Origin of the sequence: Nonlabens sp. Asnod2-A12, from assembly GCF_045063745.1 — a bacterium.
GTDB classification, from domain to species: domain Bacteria; phylum Bacteroidota; class Bacteroidia; order Flavobacteriales; family Flavobacteriaceae; genus Nonlabens; species Nonlabens xylanidelens.
In genome coordinates this window covers 2,652,858-2,669,805 of record NZ_JBEFOB010000003.1, presented here as the reverse complement: position 1 = coordinate 2,669,805, position 16,948 = coordinate 2,652,858, and the positions used below count along the sequence as shown (strand labels likewise).

The following is a 16,948-nucleotide window of genomic DNA, read 5'->3' as shown; positions in this document are numbered from 1 at the left end:
GTTAACTAGTATAAAACTTATCAAAATGGCTAAAATATCTGCTGCTGAAGTAGGAAAACTAAGAAAAACAACCGGAGCTGGAATGATGGACTGTAAAAAGGCCCTTGTTGAAGCTGAAGGTGATTTTGATCAAGCAATTGAGATCCTTAGAAAAAAAGGTCAAAAAGTAGCTGCAAAGCGTGCTGACCGTGATTCTTCTGAAGGAGTTGTTGTTGCAAATATTAATGAAGGTAACACTAGAGGTATTCTTTTATCTCTTAACTGTGAGACTGACTTTGTTGCAAAAAACGACACTTACGTAGAGTTAGCAAATAAGATTGCTGCTGTAGCTCATAACTGTAACTCAAAAGAAGAAGTTCTTGCTTCTAAATTTGATGACAGCATGACTGTAGAAGAAAAACTTATTGAGCAAACTGGTGTTATCGGTGAGAAAATTGAAATAGGTGGTTTTGAAGCTTTTGAAGCTCCATTTGTAGGTGGTTATGTACATGGTAATAAAATCGGTGCTTTAACTGGTCTTTCTACTGGTAGTGATCACGCAGCAGAGGTTGCAAAATCTGTTTCTATGCAAGTAGCTTCTATGGGTGCTACTACATTATCTTACAAAGATTTTGACGCAGAATATGTACAAGCAGAAACTGCTTCTCGTATCGCTGCTATCGAAAAAGATAATATCGAGCGTGGACGTTTAGGTAAAAATCTTTTAAACATTCCATTATTTATCTCTAGATCTCAGTTAACTGACGAAGCTCTTGCAACTGCAAAAGCTACTTATGAAGCTGAACTTAAAGCTGAAGGAAAGCCAGAAGCTATATGGGATAGAATCATACCTGGAAAATTAGAGCGTTTTGTTGCTGACAACACTTCTCTTGATAAAGAGCAAGCGTTATTAGACCAAGACTTCATCATGGACGATAAGCAAACTGTTGCTAAGTTTGTAGAGTCTAAAGGTGCTGATGTTGTAGGTTTCAAAAGAGTATCTATCGCTTAATTAAGCTTTATTACTATAATAATTAATCCGATTTGGTTTTAAACTGAATCGGATTTTTTTTGTTTTAAATTCCGCTTTCGCGAAAGCGAAACAGTTAAAATACTTTTATTAATCGTTGCTTCAATTAACTTTTACGAACTTTATAGAATGAAACAACTGGTCCTGATTATTTTAATAGCACTATCAATACACTCTTGCAAAACAGTACAACAAGAGTCAAACCCACACGATAAGCCTCAAAGAATAACCACCAACCATGTAACAGACTTAGCGCAAATAATCACAGAAACATCTGGTCTAGAATATTATCAAAATCAGATCATTACTCATAACGATAGCGGTGACACGCCCACATTATACTTTTTAGACACTCTAGGAAACCTTCTCTATCATAAAACATACAAGCACATGACAGCTATCGATTGGGAAGATGTAACAAAGGATGACGAGTACCTCTACATAGCAGATTTAGGAAATAACTATGGCGACCGCAAAGACTTAACGATATTTAAAATTGCATTAACTGATTTACAAAATGAAAACGCTACAGTAACTCGGTTAAACATCAATTACCCTGATCAAAAATCATTTGAGAGAGGCGAGCAAAATCACCCTTATGACGCAGAATCAATAGTCGCGATAGAAGAAAATCTTTATGTGCTCTCTAAAGACTGGAAGGATCAAACGACAATTATCTATAAAATAGATAAAAATAAACAACGTCAAACTGCTCAAAACATTACATCCTACAACATTAAAGGTCTAGTTACTGGAGCTACTTATAATGGATCTAACACCGTAACCGTATGCGGCTATAACAGCAACTTAATTCCATTTGTGTACAGAATAAATTATCAAAACGGCAAATTTGAGTTCGCAAAAAAAGAAGAGCTTTTAATAGAAGGTGGCGCACAGATAGAAGGAATTATATCAATCCACAGTGATAGCAATAAAGAAACGTACTACCTATCTTCTGAAGCAACTAACATAAAACTAGGAGAAGACGAAGCGCTTACTACTAGTCAACTATACAAAGTAAAGTGGCTGAAATAATGATTAAAAAACCTTAACTCCTGATTTTAAAAATCTACCCCACACTTTGCTATATACATGTACATTATCTGTAGGAGTATTATTTAAATCTAGAACTTCATAACCGGCGTCTTTCCACGAGAATATACTGCCGTAAAGATTATTAACATCTGTATAACCATCTTTAAGCATCTTCTCTCCAAAGCCTTCAGAGCGTATTCCCACGCTACAATAAACTACTATTTTCACATCTTTGGCTAACTCTGGCATCCTTTTACTAGAGTACTTCTCACCTACCCATATGGCTCCTGGCAGGTGACTGACTTCATACTCTTTCTTTTTACGAGTATCTAAAATTACATACTGATCATAATCTGTTTTCAAATTTTGCACACTTAAATATGGGACAGTCATTTTATTATAAGTCTCTAATAATTCAGGAATATCATTTTGCACAACTTCCTTTTCTTGCCCAGTAGCAATAGTAGAATAGGTAACAAAAAAGGTGAATATCACTAAACTTAAAATACGTCTCATAACTTATTTTTTAATTCGCTTTTCATTTTGTTTTACAAACGATGCCCAACCGCTGTAGTTCTTACCTACTTCGATACGGCCACTGTTATAAAAATGACATACAGCAGCAGCAAGTCCGTCGGTCATATCGAGATTTTTAGGCAATTCTTTAATCCCTAAAAGACTCTGCAACATCTTTGCCACTTGTTCTTTACTAGCGCTTCCTTTTCCAGTAATCGCTTGTTTAATTTTAAGTGGCGCATACTCAAAAACTGGTATATCTCTAGATAATCCTGCTGCCATCGCCACACCTTGAGCGCGACCTAACTTGAGCATGGACTGTACATTTTTACCAAAAAACGGTGCCTCTAGAGCCATTTCATCTGGATTATAAGTGTCTATTAACTCAATAGTACGCTCAAATATACGACGCAACTTCACGTACGGATCTTTTATTTTCCTCATATCCAACTCATTCATCTGGATAAAACTCATGGAATTGCCTTTTACCTTTATGATACCAAAACCCATGATTGCAGTACCAGGATCTACACCTAGAATAATTTTTTCTGTTGCCAATTGTTGTATTTTTCGCACATGTTTCTCGCGCTTCACAAATCTAAGCAATTCCTCGCTCCATTGATCAAATTCATCATTGTTGTAATTTGCGCATATGCACTTTATTCACAATGGCAAGATCGCTCTATAAACACAGACATTATTTGGTCTACCATTAAAAATTTACCGTTTTACACATTACCATTAATGATCGCAATAAGCATACTTAGCTGGATGGTAGAAAGTAAAAAATGGCAATACTTAATAAATGACCTTTATTTGTTACGCTTTCGCGAAAGTGTAACTCAAAACCTCACCGCGCAAGCAGCCAGCTTTATAACTCCTTTTAGAACAGGAGAGTTTGCTGTCAAGTCCTTATATTACAACAAGTCTCTACGCAAAAGCATATTATCAAGAATACTAGCTGGCAACACGTCGCAAATGATAATCACTACCATTTTAGGGATTACAGGGATACTATTCTATTTGCAAAAAAACCTAATCATAGAATCGGTATTCTTACTTTTATTTACAGTTACACTACTTTGCTTGCTTGCAGTTATACTAACTCTATGGATACTTAAAAAATGGGATTCAGGATCTATGGATAACACAAAGTGGTGGTCTATATTATCTTATTCTTTATTAAGATATCTTATTTTTTCAAGCAATTGGTTAATAATACTAGCACTTCTAGATAACGACTCTTCCCTTTTAATAATGATTAGAAACATTACTATCTTTTACCTAGCCGTTTCTATCATTCCCGTATTTCAATTGTTTGATATAGCTGTAAAATGGACCGTCGCCGCATACGTTTTTACCGAAACTTTCCATAACTCAGAAACTACAATTATAATTACAACCCTTATCTGGTTTACTAACTCCATCGTACCTACAGTTCTAGGCTGCTTGTTATTACCTTTTCAAAAGCTAAAAACTGTTGAAGAATGATCTGGCTATTCTCTACAATCATGATAGGCTACGTTCTTATTATTCTATTACTTTCTAAAGAAGGCTTAACCTACCCAGAAACAAAAGCTATTACAGACGGTACCCCACTACCATTCACCGTGATCATTAATTACCGCAATGAAGAAAACAACCTACCTGCATTACTTGAATCAATACGAAATCAAGAATATGACTACAATCTATTACAGTGGATTTTTATTAACGATAGCTCTACAGATCAAAGCATTCATATTTTAAACTCTTTTAAAAACAACCATCCTAAACTAACTATTTTATTACTAGAAAGAATACCTAAGTCTGCCAGCGCAAAAAAAGATGGAATTACTCAAGCCATAAAACAAGCTAAAAACAAACATATTATTACAACTGACGCAGATTGTATTTTACCTTCTAGATGGATTTCTAGCTATAACGCAAAATATCAACAGCATAAAAACGCTCATTTTATCGCAGCACCGGTTCAAATACAAGAAGATCACAACTTACTTTCTAGCCTCCAACAACAAGAAATGATTGCCTTGCAATTAGTCACTATAGGTGGTTTTGCTTTTGACAAACCCTTTATGTGCAACGGCGCAAATATGAGTTTTACTAAAAAGGCCTTTAATGACGTAAATGGATATCACGGCAATGATCATATATCTAGTGGTGACGATATTTTCTTATTAGAAAAACTAGCTAGTAAAGATGTTACAAAATGCCATTACCTTAAATCTAAAAACGCAACTGTAAATACACAACCTAAAAACAACATAGCAGACATGATAGCCCAACGTGCACGCTGGGCTCAAAAGGGCAGTGAAACTAAAAGCCTGCTCAATAAACTAGTAAGCTTTCAGGTTTTAACCATGAGCTTATTATTTATTTCTAGCCCTATATTATGGCATTTTTCATTAATTTCAAGCAAGACATTTCTAGCTCTAGTTCTTACAAAGGCGTTTACGGATTTCATTACTCTATCGATAGGAGATCAAATATTTAAAAATGTAAAATGGAAAGTTGCCATAATTAACTTTACCATATATCCATTTATAGTAATTTTAATTGCGTTAAAAAGCCTATTAAAACCAAAATGGCAAGGCAGGAAAGTTAATTCCCTAGAGAATCCACAGGAATAAAAACAATAGGTAATCTATAAGTAGTAGATACTGGTATCGATCGTTTTACAGCGCTCTTTATAATTGGAAAATCAGTTAACCGATCTTTTAGTATAGAATCGAGTCGCTCCTTATTAATAGTACGAGCGCATTTAAAAATACTATCATACTCTATCACACCCTTATTATCAACGCTTATAGAGGCATAGACACTGTCTCTTTGTTCCAGCTGTATAGCGATGTAATCTTCTCTCAATTTTTGATCTATAACATTACATAATGTCTCATAAAAACAATCTGACGTAGTAAGCATCTCATCACAATCATCAAATACAGGATAACGATCTACATAATCCATATCGATATTTTGCATTTCTTTTCTAGCCATATCCAGCGCTCGCTCCTCTTTGTCCTCCTCAGATAAACAAGAAACACCAACACTTAAGAAAAGTATCATTAAAACAAAACACCCTTTATTCATAGAGCTAATTTACAACCTTTCTATTTTTTGGCAGCTAGAAAGATCTCTTTACGTAAATCCTTACTACGCGCCTCTACATATTCCATAAAAGAACTATTAGGATACTGACTTATAAACTCCTCATAAAACTCTAACTTCTTAGCTTTATCTGCATAGAATTGATCAGCAGCTAGAACATATTGATAACCTATAAAATCATTTTCAGGCTTCTCTTTCTTAGCTGTTTTAGTAGCATAAAACGCATTTTTATAATCTCCTTTCTTCACATAAATAGTTGCAAGTTGCAAGAATTCTTGATGCAATTCTGGTGTTTTAAAAGCAATAGAGTTTTCTATGCATTGTTGTGCGAGATCTAATTCACCTAGTTTTAAATAAGCTCTAGACATATTAAAGTATATAAGAGAATTACCATCTTCATAAACCTCGTTATATATTTTATAATTATCCACAGCTCTCTGCCACTGACTGTCATTAAGATAAGACCACGCAAGATTCTTACGGTTATAATCGGTATCATACCCCAATTTAAAAAGCAACTCAAAATGCTTAATCGCCATGTCATATCTTTTTGCACCTAGATAAGCTTGAGCAATAAGACTATTTAGTTTCAAATCGTTCTCATATAAAGCAAGACCCTTTTTTGCATTAAGAATAGCATTATTAAACATCCTTTTTTTAATAAGAATTTTTACTAACTCTATTCTAGCCGCTCTGTAAGAAACATTTAATGATACCGCTTTCGCGAAAGAAGACACAGCATCATCTTCCCTGCCCAAACCTACATAAGTCTTACCCATATAATAACGGTATGTAGCATTCTCAGGAAATTCAACTATTAATTTATCTAGAACATCAAAAGCAGTAGCAGGATTATTATTTCCTAAAGCAAGACGAGCGTACTCAAATCTAGGCTGTACACTTAAACTATCCTTCTTAAAACCTTCTTGATAACTAGATAGAGCGCTATGCACGTCACCTAACTGGCTGTAAGCTCTCGCAAGTTTAAAATAACTATCATCGGTAGTTTTATAAATCTCGATAGCATTCTTATAATCTCCTATCGATAGTAAGCTATCTGCAGCAGCAAGCTGTCCATGCATTTTAACAAAGATTAATAATAACAAAATAAGTAAATAGTTTCTCATGTTCTAAATTTAGGCACACTTATTGAAAACTAAAAATATAAACTACTTATTATGAAATACATCACTATTCTTTTTGCTCTCGCTATTACATTAACATCGTGCAACAGTAACGACGATTTTATTGACACAGACACTGATACTATCGCACAGTCTTTTGAAACACGACCAGTTAACTTTACTGCTCCTGATTATGAAGTAGTGATCCAAACACCTAATAATATTGACCAGTTTGAATACGATATGACATTAGTATATAGGCTTTTTGAAGTAGATGAAAACGCTGGAGATGTATGGGAATTATTACCACAAGTACTTTATACTGACTTTGGTGAATTTCAATATAATTACGATGCTACAACTACTGATACAAGAATTTTTATTAATTCTCCAGCCTCAACAGATTTAAACCAACTAAGTACTGAACACCTCTCTAATCAAATATTTAGAATCGTCAGAATTCCTGTCGGACTTTTTAGCTCAGACTTAGATATAAACAACTATGACGCAGTTATGAACGCTGTAGGATTAGATACACAAGACATTATGGTTATAGAATAATAACCTAATCACTCATGAAGAAGGCAGCTCCTAATTATTAGGGCTGCCTTTTTTTTATGCGTTTTGTTCTAACCAAAGAGCAACACCATCCTCTGCATGATGCACTGTAGAATATTTTGCCGCCTTTTTAACCACATCTCTTGCATTCTCTACTGCTACACCATAACCTACAGCACCTAGCATATCTTCGTCATTGTAATTATCACCAAAAGCAACAACATTTTCCATTCCTATATCAGAAAATCTAAAATCCAACAGCTTTCTTAAGGCTACTTCTTTAGATGTTCCACTAGGCGTGATCTCGATATAAGTACTTTTAGATCTATAAAGACGTACACTAGGACCTATTTTCTGTTCCGCTTTCGCGAAAGCGGAATCAATAGCATCTCTATCACCCATAAACATAATCTTGTGCGCACCACCTTTATCTTGGGTCTTTTCTAAATAATCCAAAGTAACAGAAACATCCTGCACAGTAGGCTGCACTCTAGTATTATGAATTTCTCTCTCAGACCATTTATCCATAGAAGGCACAAACCACTCCTCTTTTCTATAAAGAGATACATGAAGTCCGTTCTCTTGAGCTATTTCAGACAACGCTTTTATTTCATTAAAAGGAATACTCAACTCATATAACACCTCTTCTTCATGTAATACAAGGGCACCGTTATAACATATCATAGGAGACTTCACTATACCCAAAGCCTCTTGAAGGTAAACCATTGCCTGTGGCATCCTTGCCGAAATAAGGATTTTGGGCATGTCTAGTTTCTCAAGAGAAGCAATTGTTCTATCTGATAGGTATCTTTTATCATTTAATAAAGTACCATCTATGTCTGTTGCAAAAAGTTTTATCATAATTCAAAGATAATTATTTACATCATTCTTTAATATTAATACAGCGATCAATATATATTTTTTTAGAATAATTAAATTATTTTTTTCTTTATGGCTACATACTTTTTAAACACTGAATACGAGACAGTTAAACTAATAAAAACCTAATTAACCTCACAAAACTATCGCTACAATTAAATTAATTTGAAATTATTTTTAAAAAAGTGTTGCCAGTTTACAAAACAGTCGTATATTTGCAACCGCTAACGCAGGAAACGAGTTAGCAACGTTCTTTAGAACACGGTCTGGTAGTTCAGCTGGTTAGAATACATGCCTGTCACGCATGGGGTCGCGGGTTCGAATCCCGTCCAGACCGCAATACTTTTTAGTATGCAATTCAAGTTGTGTGTCCTCAGATACAATTGAGGACTTTGAAGGTAATCATAGATTACTTTTTGAGAAGCTTTTCCAAACGGAGAGGCTTTTTTGTTTTATAGAAGTTTAAGAATTTAAGCATTCTATTCAATATTTAAATCCTTTCCTTTTTCCTACAAACACTTCCAATCGAAATAATACCGTAGTTTTGTAATACCAATCAACCTCCCTTGAAAGCCAATCGTTTATTTTTCATTGATGCCGTTAGAGCCTTTGCTATCATAATGATGCTACAAGGTCACTTTGTAGATACATTACTTGCTGTAGAATACAGAGACGAGGATAATCTAGCTTTTCAAATCTGGAAATACTTCAGAGGCATTACAGCACCTACTTTTTTCACCATCTCTGGAATCATCTTTACATACTTATTGATGAAGTCAAAGAAGAATGGAACCAGCAACATCCGTATTAAAAAAGGCGCTATAAGAGGCGCGATGCTTATAGCAATAGGCTACGCATTAAGAGCTCCTGTTTTTGACTGGATACAAGGTGTGTTTAAAGATTACTTTTTAATTGTAGACGTACTACAATGTATAGGACTTTCTATACTACTTACCATACTTATATATCTAGCTACTTTTAAAAAGTCTGCAGTATTCTCACTAGTCATGATTAGTATCGGGACAACGGTATTTCTTTGCGAGCCCTTGTACAGATCTCTAGACACCTCACACCTACCATTATTTATTGCAAATTATTTTACTAAAACAAATGGCTCTGTATTCACTATCATTCCATGGTTTGGCTATATGGCATACGGCTCTTTCATTGCTACTTTATTCTACGGCTTTTTAGAAAAAAATAAATTTAAAACTATATTAGTCACAAGCTTATTAATAATAGGAACAACTCTTATATGGTATTCTTCTAAATTTTTTAATTGGATCTACCTTCAGTCCGATATAAATCTATTTGAAAAAGTCGCTTATTATAACTATCTATTCACTAGGCTAGGTAACGTACTTATTCTATTGGGAATATTTTACTGTTTTGAAAAATATATCAAACAATCGTTGATACTTAAAATAGGTCAAAAAACACTATCCATATACGTCATACACTTTGTAATTATTTATGGAAGCCTAACAGGTGTAGGCCTACATCAAATCATAGGTAAAAACCTCAATCCATACCAGGCTGGCGCCGGTGCAATCATATTTGTTGCCACTGTTTGCGCACTATCTCTTTATAGAGTTAAGACCAACCAGTTTATCTATATACAATTAAGAAAACTGCTAGGACGTAATTAACCGACCATAAACAAGTAATCATAACGCATTTAAACTATTAAAACAGCTTTTAAACGACTATTTGTATAATTATAAAAACAAAATTTTAGAAGTTCTATAAATATGTAAATTTGCGTACAATTAAAACAACATAACCATGAAAAAAGTATTTTTAGGAGCAGTAGCTTTAGGATTAATCTTCACAGTAAGCTGTAGAGAAGTAGAAAAAGGAATGGATGACGCAAAAGCTGGAATGGAAGAAGCTGGTGATTCTATGAAAGACGCTGCAGGAGACATGAAAGATGCTGCCGCTGACGGATTAGATTCAGTAAAAGAAGGCGTAAACGAAGCTGGAGAATCTGTAAAAGGAGCTGCAAATGACGGTATCGATGCTGTTAAAGAAGGAGCTAACAACGGAATGGAAGCAGTAAAAGAAGGTGTTAATGAAGCTGGAGAAACTGTAAAAGGAGCTGCACAAGAAGGTATGGACAAAGCTGGAAAAGCGGTAGATGATGCTGCTGCTAAGGCTAAAGACGCAACTGACAAAGCTACTAACAGCTTAAAAGATAAAATGAACGGTAACTAAAAACTGGTCATTCATATTTTAAAAACCGCTTTATAGCGGTTTTTTTATGCCCAATTTTTAAATCAAAGTAAAACACACGCTACCGATAAATTATTGAAATTCAAAACACAACAACACTAATTAAATATTTTACAAATAACTATAAATCAAAAAAGCTCTTCATAAATGAAGAGCTTTTCCTTTGTGCGGATGACAGGAATCGAACCTGCACGCCGTGAAGCACTAGATCCTAAGTCTAGCATGTCTACCAGTTCCATCACATCCGCTTACTGGTGTCCCTATTTGGGACGGCAAATATACACTCTTTTCGACAATTACAAATTCTTTATTAGAAAAATTTTCAACCTTTCTTATCTTTACATCAAACACAATTGAAATGAACACTAAATCATACGTTGAGAAAAACAAAGATCGTTTTATAAACGAGCTTGTAGAATTACTCAAAATCCCATCTATCAGTGCAGACCCAGCTTATAAAGATGATGTAATTAAGACTAGTGAGGTTATAAAAAACTCTCTTCTAGAAGCAGGTTGTGACAAAGTAGAAATTTGTGAAACCCCTGGTTACCCTATCGTTTATGGAGAAAAAATCATAGATCCCAACCTTCCTACGGTATTAGTCTACGGTCATTACGACGTGCAACCGCCAGATCCTATCAATCTATGGGACAGCCCACCATTTGAACCTGTAATTAAAAAAACAGACCTACACCCAGAAGGTGCTATTTTTGCTCGTGGAGCATGCGATGATAAAGGACAAATGTACATGCACGTTAAGGCCATGGAATACATGACCGCAAATAACGACTTACCTTGTAATGTAAAATTCATGATAGAAGGTGAAGAAGAAGTAGGTAGTGAGTCACTAGGATGGTTCTTAGAACGCAATCGTGAAAAACTAGCTAACGATGTAATCCTTATATCTGATACTGGTATGATAGCAAAAGACGTACCTAGTATAACCACCGGACTTCGTGGTTTAAGTTATGTCGAAGTAGAGGTTACAGGTCCCAATCGCGATCTACACTCTGGACTTTATGGAGGTGCCGTTGCAAACCCTATCAACATTCTTTGTGATATGATCTCACAATTACAAGATGAGGATAACCGCATCACCATTCCCGGATTCTATGACAAAGTAGAAGAATTAAGCGCAGAAGAGCGTGCTGAAATGGCTAAAGCTCCTTTCTCTCAAGAAGCTTACAATAAAGCCTTAGACATCGCACAAGAACATGGTGAGAAAGGATATACCACTAATGAGCGCAACAGCATACGACCTACACTAGATGTAAACGGTATTTGGGGTGGATATACTGGTGAAGGAGCAAAAACTGTTATTGCTAGCAAAGCCTATGCAAAAATCTCTATGCGTTTAGTACCAGATCAAGACTGGCATGAAATTACTGACCTTTTCAAAAAACATTTTGAGAGCATTGCACCAGCTGGTGTAAAGATTAAAGTAAACCCACATCACGGTGGTACTGCTTATGTAACACCTATTGACTCTTTAGGATATGAAGCAGCAAGTGCAGCATATGAAGATACATTCGGTAAAACACCTATACCACAACGTAGTGGTGGCTCTATACCAATTGTTGCCTTATTTGAGAAAGAACTAAACTCTAAATCTATTTTAATGGGCTTTGGACTAGACAGCGATGCAATTCACTCACCTAATGAGCATTTTGGTGTATGGAACTATCTTAAAGGTATAGAAACCATACCTCATTTCTATAAACACTTTACTGAGATGAGTAAATAGATATAGTTACTTACTGGTAAACAAAAAATCCCATTCTCTATAGAATGGGATTTTTTCATGTTACGCTTTCGCGAAAGCGATATATAATTTAATTGATTGCTAGATTTAACGCCACGGTAAATATTTGCCCAGTACCACTAAAACGCTCTACCCATACCTCAATATAATCGTTAGGCTCGAGATCAAAAACACCCACAATAGGGACGGCACTAATATCGCGCACCGTTGTAGAAGGAGGCACAGAAGCAGCGTTATTTACTACTTTCCACACACCTGTAGCGTCTATTACCGTAGGTGTTGGATCTCCAGCACGTCCACGAGCTATATAAAAGATATAACGATCTCCTGGCGTACTTCCTTCAAAGGAGACACTAGAAGAAACATTAAAAAAACGTTTTTTCTTCCCTTCATAAACTACTCTATTATTACCAGAACTAGAGAACCTAAATAAATTATTAGATGTTGTTGCACCGGCTAATTTTATAGGAGTACCATTACTCACACTACCAAAAGTCGTCCCAGCACCACCACCAGCAGTAAAATTAAAATTAATATCGGCTACGGATACTTGATCTGTTTCTACAGGAAGTCCAGAACAATTAACATTCCAGTGTTTTGTAAAATTAAAACCTGTATAAGTACCAACGGTATAAGGATTTACATGCATACCAGATCCTACAAAACTTAATTGAGACAGTGTAGCATCATTATTAATAGTAGGATTTGCACTTACATCCACACCTACTTCACCAGTATCTGCCTCTATTCTACCACTACTCATTTGTAAATTATTGAACGTACCAGAAAAAGCAATAAACGTTCCTGTATTAGATGCCGTCCAGAATACATTACTCATTAAAAAGGTAGACATATTAGAAACTGCAAGACCATCTGTATTACCTACAAATTGCGAAATACTAAAAAACACAGTACCCAAAGAATCTAGAGTACCTACAGCGCTGGCACCTAAATAAATAGTATTGTTACTAACTAATAACTCTGACCCTGAACCAGTAATATCAAAAATAGGATTCCCATTACCAGAAACAGTTAAATTCCTCAAACTACCACCAGACGTTCCCTGAAAAAATGCCGCACCACTAGCGTTTATGATAACATCCTCTCCAGAATCTACACCTTCCACATACGCACCGTTTAAATTAATCGGAAAGTCAAATGTCACATTTCCATTAATTTCATATAAGAAATCTGTATTTAATAAATACTGAGAGCCAGACCCTGCGATCAACTCGTCAGATAAATCTGAAATATCTTTTACTAGTTTATAGTTTTCTCTTATTTGCGACCTGCCTATATAATTCCACTCGCCACTACGATAGTATTTAAAATCCTGTAAGTCTGTATCGTACACCATTAAACCATCTGCCGGCGCGGTTATTAATAATCTTTCGGCCGTGGTCATTCTAGGCACTAAAAGTCCTTTATCGTCAGATGAGATATCTAACATAGCACTAGGGTCTGGTAAATTAGTATTAATCCCTACCTGTGAGAAAACTATTCCGGTAGCAAATAATATGATAAATGTAATAGCTGATTTCATATAGTCGTCTTTGTTTTACAAAATTAGAGAGATAATAAAAACAACTCTTCAAATAAATTAACAGTAGTTAATATTCAGCTTTATTTTAAAATAAATTTTAGAATTTTAACGTTTTTACTCATGTTTTTAACTCACTTTGTCGATTTAATACACAAATAACACGACTAAAAGCTGTTTTAATAATTCCGCTTTCGCGAAAGCGGAACTTTTTAATTCACATATGTGATCATAAATAGGTACAAGATTCTAACAAACACCCTACATCTATGGCTCTCAGACCGATTAAAAAGAAATACATTTAATAAAAAGCTAAGCCATTTTTACCATACTAAAACTGTAATCAATATAAAATTAAATGCTCTACACTTGTAGAATTAAAATATTGTTCTACATTTGTAGAGTTGGATTCTAATAAATTATTGAGAAAATGAAATTATCAAAAACCGAAGAAGATCTTATGAGTCATTTATGGAAGCTAGAAAAAGCTTTTATGAAAGAACTGTTAGAAGAATATGAAGAGCCTAAACCAGCAACCACAACTATTGCTACTCTTTTAAAACGTATGACAGACAAAGGTTTTGTAGGCTATGAACTATTTGGTAAAAGCCGTCAGTATAAACCACTGGTTAAGAAAAGTGACTATTTCTCTAAACATGTAAATGGGTTGATCAAGAATTTCTTTAATGATAGCGCTTCACAATTTGCCTCGTTCTTTACTAAGGAAACCGACTTGACTAAAAACGAGTTAGAAGAACTTAGAAAAATTATCGATCAACAAATAAAAGATAAGTAGTTATGGAACATTTCTTAATCAACTCTACAGCTTGCTTGTTTACTTTATGGTTAGCTTACAAGCTTTTAATAGAAAATACTTCATGGCATACTTTTAAAAGGTTCTATTTGATAGGTGCACTTATCATATCGTTGATCATACCTTTTATAGTTGTGAAAACTGTAATTATACCTATGGAAGAAATTCCATTTGTAAATTATAGTCCTCTAGTACTAACAGAAACTATGGTAGATCAACCTAGTTTTGAGATCAATTGGTTTTATGTATTCAGTGGTATTTACATTATAGGTGTTGCAATTATGCTTTGGCGTTTTGGCAAGAATTTGAGCTCTTTTAGAATCCAACAAGAAGATGAGATCAGTTCTTACAAAGCCTATCAACTTATTTTGCGCAATCAACTAACTATACCGCATTCCTTTCTCAAACGCATTTTCATTTCAAAGAAAGACCACGAATCCAACAACATACCCACGGTTATTCTAGAACATGAAAAAGCGCATTTAGATCAAAAGCACTCACTAGACATACTATTTATTGAGTTGCTTTTAGTCGTTCTATGGTTCAACCCATTGTTATACATCATCAGGTATTCCATAAAGCTGAATCATGAATTCCTTGCAGATAGCGCTGTTTTAAACCAAGGAATATCTACGGTATCCTATCAAGAGGTTTTATTAAAACATGCTACCACTAGCTACCAACAGGCGATGGCAAACACGTTTACATTTCCTATCATCAAAAAAAGATTTAATATCATGAAAACACATACATCAAATACCAGCCTAGTCCTAAGAAGTCTAGCGCTTATACCTATTCTTGCCTTACTTATTATAAGTTGTGGTAAGGAAGAAACCGAATTTCAAGAAATTGAAGAAATTGTAATCGTAGAAGACGATTCAAACCAGAAGTTTATTATCGTTGATCCTAACGATCCTGAAGGTAAAATCGTCATAAACGGAGAGCCTCATTACTATAAGATCAATGGTGATCAAATAGATATTTACAACTCCTTCGACGAGCTTCAAGATTTTGAAAGTCAAGGTTATGAAATAAGAAGAACAGATGAAGAGATAGAGATCATTGAAGTTCTTGAAAATGTAACTTCTAAAGACATTGAAGAATATAATTTTCAAGCAAAAAAGCATCAAAAATTTATAGAAGAAAAAGGCCACGTAGTAGTGTTTAAAGAAGACACAAAACGCATGCAACTTATTTTTAATTCTATGAGTGACCAGCAAAAAGCAGAAAATGAACCATGGCCTTATTTATATTGGGATAATGATATGACTCCAGGAGATATTCCTCCACCGCCGTCGCCTACAGATCCTAAAACTGTAAGTGAAGAAGAATTTGTCGCATATAACGACTGGGCAAAAAAGGTTAATTATCAAAATAAAGCAGCAAAGCAAAATAGCAACAATGAGTATGCGATCATTAAAATGAAGGATTTGGTTAAGTATAAATCTATATATGATAAGATGAGTGCATCACAAAAAAGTGACGCACAACCACTACCTGATTTACCTCCGCCACCGCCACCTGCAGCTCCATCTGAAAATCAAGGATATATTAAAGTGGATGGAAAAATTCATTATTACACCATAAAAGATAATGACAAGGCTTTTTATGACCGCTGGGGAAATAAGATAGATGTGAAGGATAAAACCGTAGAATATCTAGATCAAAAAGATTTACCGCCACCACCGCCGCCAGCAAATCCTATGGATTATATAAAAAACTCTGGTGATAATATGAACTATTACATTAATAACATAAAAGTTACCAAAGAGAAGGCAAAAGAATTCATAGAAAAAAACGGAAACAAAGGAGTACAGATCATGCCAGTCAATGGAGTGAATTCTTTGAAAATGTATTTTAATGAAAATCACCCAGATTATGATTTTAAAAGTACCAGTAACGATACTATAACATGGGTAAAAGATTTTGATAAAGGATATAGTGCTCAACAAAAAGCGCAAGAAGTAAATGAATGGGTTAAAAGCATATATAAGAAAGATAAAAAAGCAGTCAAAGGTAGCACATGGGAAGATGTAGAAAAACATTTAAAAGAAGGGTCTTCAAAAAGTGAAACCGCCCAAACATTAATAGGTGACCCTGTTGATATTATAAACATTCATAAAGATAAATACGATTATTATGTGGATGGTAGAATAAAGAGTCATGAAGACGCACTATTTATCATTTTAAAAAATGACAACTGGAACATTTATCTAGACAAAATTAGTGATAAAGAAGCCATAATGATTTATACTTATGATGCAGCTATGGGACCAAAAGATATTTTTACGAGGGGTTGCTAGTAGATTTAAAAAATAATTAATAGTTAAGATTTAATATTAACTGTAACAATCCACAATTTCAAGCGTTT

The 16,948-nt window shown here is 34.7% G+C and carries 16 protein-coding genes and 2 tRNA genes; 11 read left to right on the top strand and 7 right to left on the bottom strand.

From position 1 onward, the window contains the following. Positions 1 to 25: 25 nt before the first annotated feature. Entirely contained in the window at positions 26 to 991 is a 966-nt protein-coding gene (gene tsf / locus ACJJVJ_RS12140) for a translation elongation factor Ts (RefSeq protein WP_405370578.1), read from the top strand. Between the two features lie 147 nt (positions 992 to 1,138). Beyond that, on the top strand, positions 1,139 to 2,044 hold the full coding sequence (locus ACJJVJ_RS12135; protein WP_405370576.1) for a hypothetical protein: 906 nt from the start codon (positions 1,139 to 1,141) through the stop codon (positions 2,042 to 2,044). A 3-nt stretch (positions 2,045 to 2,047) separates the two neighbouring features. On the opposite strand, the gene ACJJVJ_RS12130 is transcribed toward ACJJVJ_RS12135, so the two are convergent. Further along, positions 2,048 to 2,560, bottom strand: coding sequence for a rhodanese-like domain-containing protein (locus tag ACJJVJ_RS12130; protein WP_405370574.1), 513 nt, complete (start codon positions 2,558 to 2,560; stop codon positions 2,048 to 2,050). Between the two features lie 3 nt (positions 2,561 to 2,563). Then, positions 2,564 to 3,118, bottom strand: coding sequence for a crossover junction endodeoxyribonuclease RuvC (gene ruvC / locus ACJJVJ_RS12125; RefSeq protein ID WP_405370572.1), 555 nt, complete (start codon positions 3,116 to 3,118; stop codon positions 2,564 to 2,566). Positions 3,119 to 3,136: 18 nt separating this feature from the next. On the opposite strand from ruvC, the gene ACJJVJ_RS12120 reads away from it, so the two are divergent. Further along, a complete protein-coding gene (locus ACJJVJ_RS12120) occupies positions 3,137 to 4,051 on the top strand; it encodes a lysylphosphatidylglycerol synthase domain-containing protein (protein WP_405370570.1) in 915 nt (304 codons plus the stop codon). Continuing rightward, positions 4,048 to 5,190: a glycosyltransferase gene (locus tag ACJJVJ_RS12115; protein ID WP_405370568.1), complete on the top strand. Its 1,143-nt coding sequence runs from the start codon at positions 4,048 to 4,050 to the stop codon at positions 5,188 to 5,190. Before ACJJVJ_RS12120 ends, ACJJVJ_RS12115 begins: the two co-directional genes overlap by 4 nt. Here the strand turns inward: ACJJVJ_RS12115 and ACJJVJ_RS12110 are convergent. Both ACJJVJ_RS12110 and ACJJVJ_RS12105 read right to left on the bottom strand, forming a co-directional pair. Next, positions 5,162 to 5,650 carry a hypothetical protein gene (locus tag ACJJVJ_RS12110; protein WP_405370566.1) on the bottom strand — a complete coding sequence of 163 codons (489 nt, stop codon included), beginning with the start codon at positions 5,648 to 5,650 and terminating at the stop codon, positions 5,162 to 5,164. The two genes, ACJJVJ_RS12115 and ACJJVJ_RS12110, sit on opposite strands and share 29 nt — an antisense overlap. Positions 5,651 to 5,670: 20 nt before the next feature. Further along, entirely contained in the window at positions 5,671 to 6,795 is a 1,125-nt protein-coding gene (locus ACJJVJ_RS12105; protein ID WP_405370564.1) for a tetratricopeptide repeat protein, read from the bottom strand. 51 nt (positions 6,796 to 6,846) lie between these two features. Between ACJJVJ_RS12105 and ACJJVJ_RS12100 the strand changes: the two genes are divergently transcribed. After that, positions 6,847 to 7,353: a dihydrolipoamide dehydrogenase gene (locus tag ACJJVJ_RS12100; RefSeq protein WP_405370562.1), complete on the top strand. Its 507-nt coding sequence runs from the start codon at positions 6,847 to 6,849 to the stop codon at positions 7,351 to 7,353. A gap of 54 nt (positions 7,354 to 7,407) precedes the next feature. On the opposite strand, the gene ACJJVJ_RS12095 is transcribed toward ACJJVJ_RS12100, so the two are convergent. Then, positions 7,408 to 8,211, bottom strand: coding sequence for a Cof-type HAD-IIB family hydrolase (locus tag ACJJVJ_RS12095; protein ID WP_104513867.1), 804 nt, complete (start codon positions 8,209 to 8,211; stop codon positions 7,408 to 7,410). A gap of 281 nt (positions 8,212 to 8,492) precedes the next feature. Here ACJJVJ_RS12095 and ACJJVJ_RS12090 point away from each other — a divergent pair. From ACJJVJ_RS12090 to ACJJVJ_RS12080, 3 genes are all read left to right on the top strand, one after another. Beyond that, a tRNA-Asp gene (locus ACJJVJ_RS12090) sits at positions 8,493 to 8,566 on the top strand. A 229-nt stretch (positions 8,567 to 8,795) separates the two neighbouring features. Beyond that, positions 8,796 to 9,878 (top strand): heparan-alpha-glucosaminide N-acetyltransferase domain-containing protein, encoded by a 1,083-nt coding sequence (locus ACJJVJ_RS12085; protein WP_405370561.1) that lies wholly within the window; start codon positions 8,796 to 8,798, stop codon positions 9,876 to 9,878. A 136-nt stretch (positions 9,879 to 10,014) separates the two neighbouring features. Continuing rightward, complete coding sequence (locus ACJJVJ_RS12080; RefSeq protein WP_405370559.1) at positions 10,015 to 10,443, top strand: hypothetical protein; 429 nt, start codon at positions 10,015 to 10,017, stop codon at positions 10,441 to 10,443. Between the two features lie 184 nt (positions 10,444 to 10,627). Here the strand turns inward: ACJJVJ_RS12080 and ACJJVJ_RS12075 are convergent. Beyond that, positions 10,628 to 10,709: transfer RNA gene (locus ACJJVJ_RS12075), tRNA-Leu, on the bottom strand. Positions 10,710 to 10,819: 110 nt separating this feature from the next. On the opposite strand from ACJJVJ_RS12075, the gene ACJJVJ_RS12070 reads away from it, so the two are divergent. Continuing rightward, positions 10,820 to 12,205, top strand: a complete 1,386-nt coding sequence (locus ACJJVJ_RS12070; RefSeq protein WP_405370557.1) for a dipeptidase — start codon at positions 10,820 to 10,822, stop codon at positions 12,203 to 12,205. Positions 12,206 to 12,293: 88 nt separating this feature from the next. Here ACJJVJ_RS12070 and ACJJVJ_RS12065 read toward each other — a convergent pair whose 3' ends face one another. Continuing rightward, the gene (locus ACJJVJ_RS12065; RefSeq protein WP_405370555.1) at positions 12,294 to 13,766 is read right to left on the bottom strand and encodes a cell wall anchor protein; all 1,473 of its coding nucleotides are present in this window, start codon (positions 13,764 to 13,766) and stop codon (positions 12,294 to 12,296) included. Between the two features lie 427 nt (positions 13,767 to 14,193). Here ACJJVJ_RS12065 and ACJJVJ_RS12060 point away from each other — a divergent pair, with 427 nt between their 5' ends. Both ACJJVJ_RS12060 and ACJJVJ_RS12055 read left to right on the top strand, forming a co-directional pair. After that, positions 14,194 to 14,559 carry a BlaI/MecI/CopY family transcriptional regulator gene (locus ACJJVJ_RS12060; protein ID WP_104513872.1) on the top strand — a complete coding sequence of 122 codons (366 nt, stop codon included), beginning with the start codon at positions 14,194 to 14,196 and terminating at the stop codon, positions 14,557 to 14,559. Between the two features lie 2 nt (positions 14,560 to 14,561). Next, entirely contained in the window at positions 14,562 to 16,880 is a 2,319-nt protein-coding gene (locus ACJJVJ_RS12055; protein ID WP_405370553.1) for a M56 family metallopeptidase, read from the top strand. Positions 16,881 to 16,948: the final 68 nt, after the last annotated feature.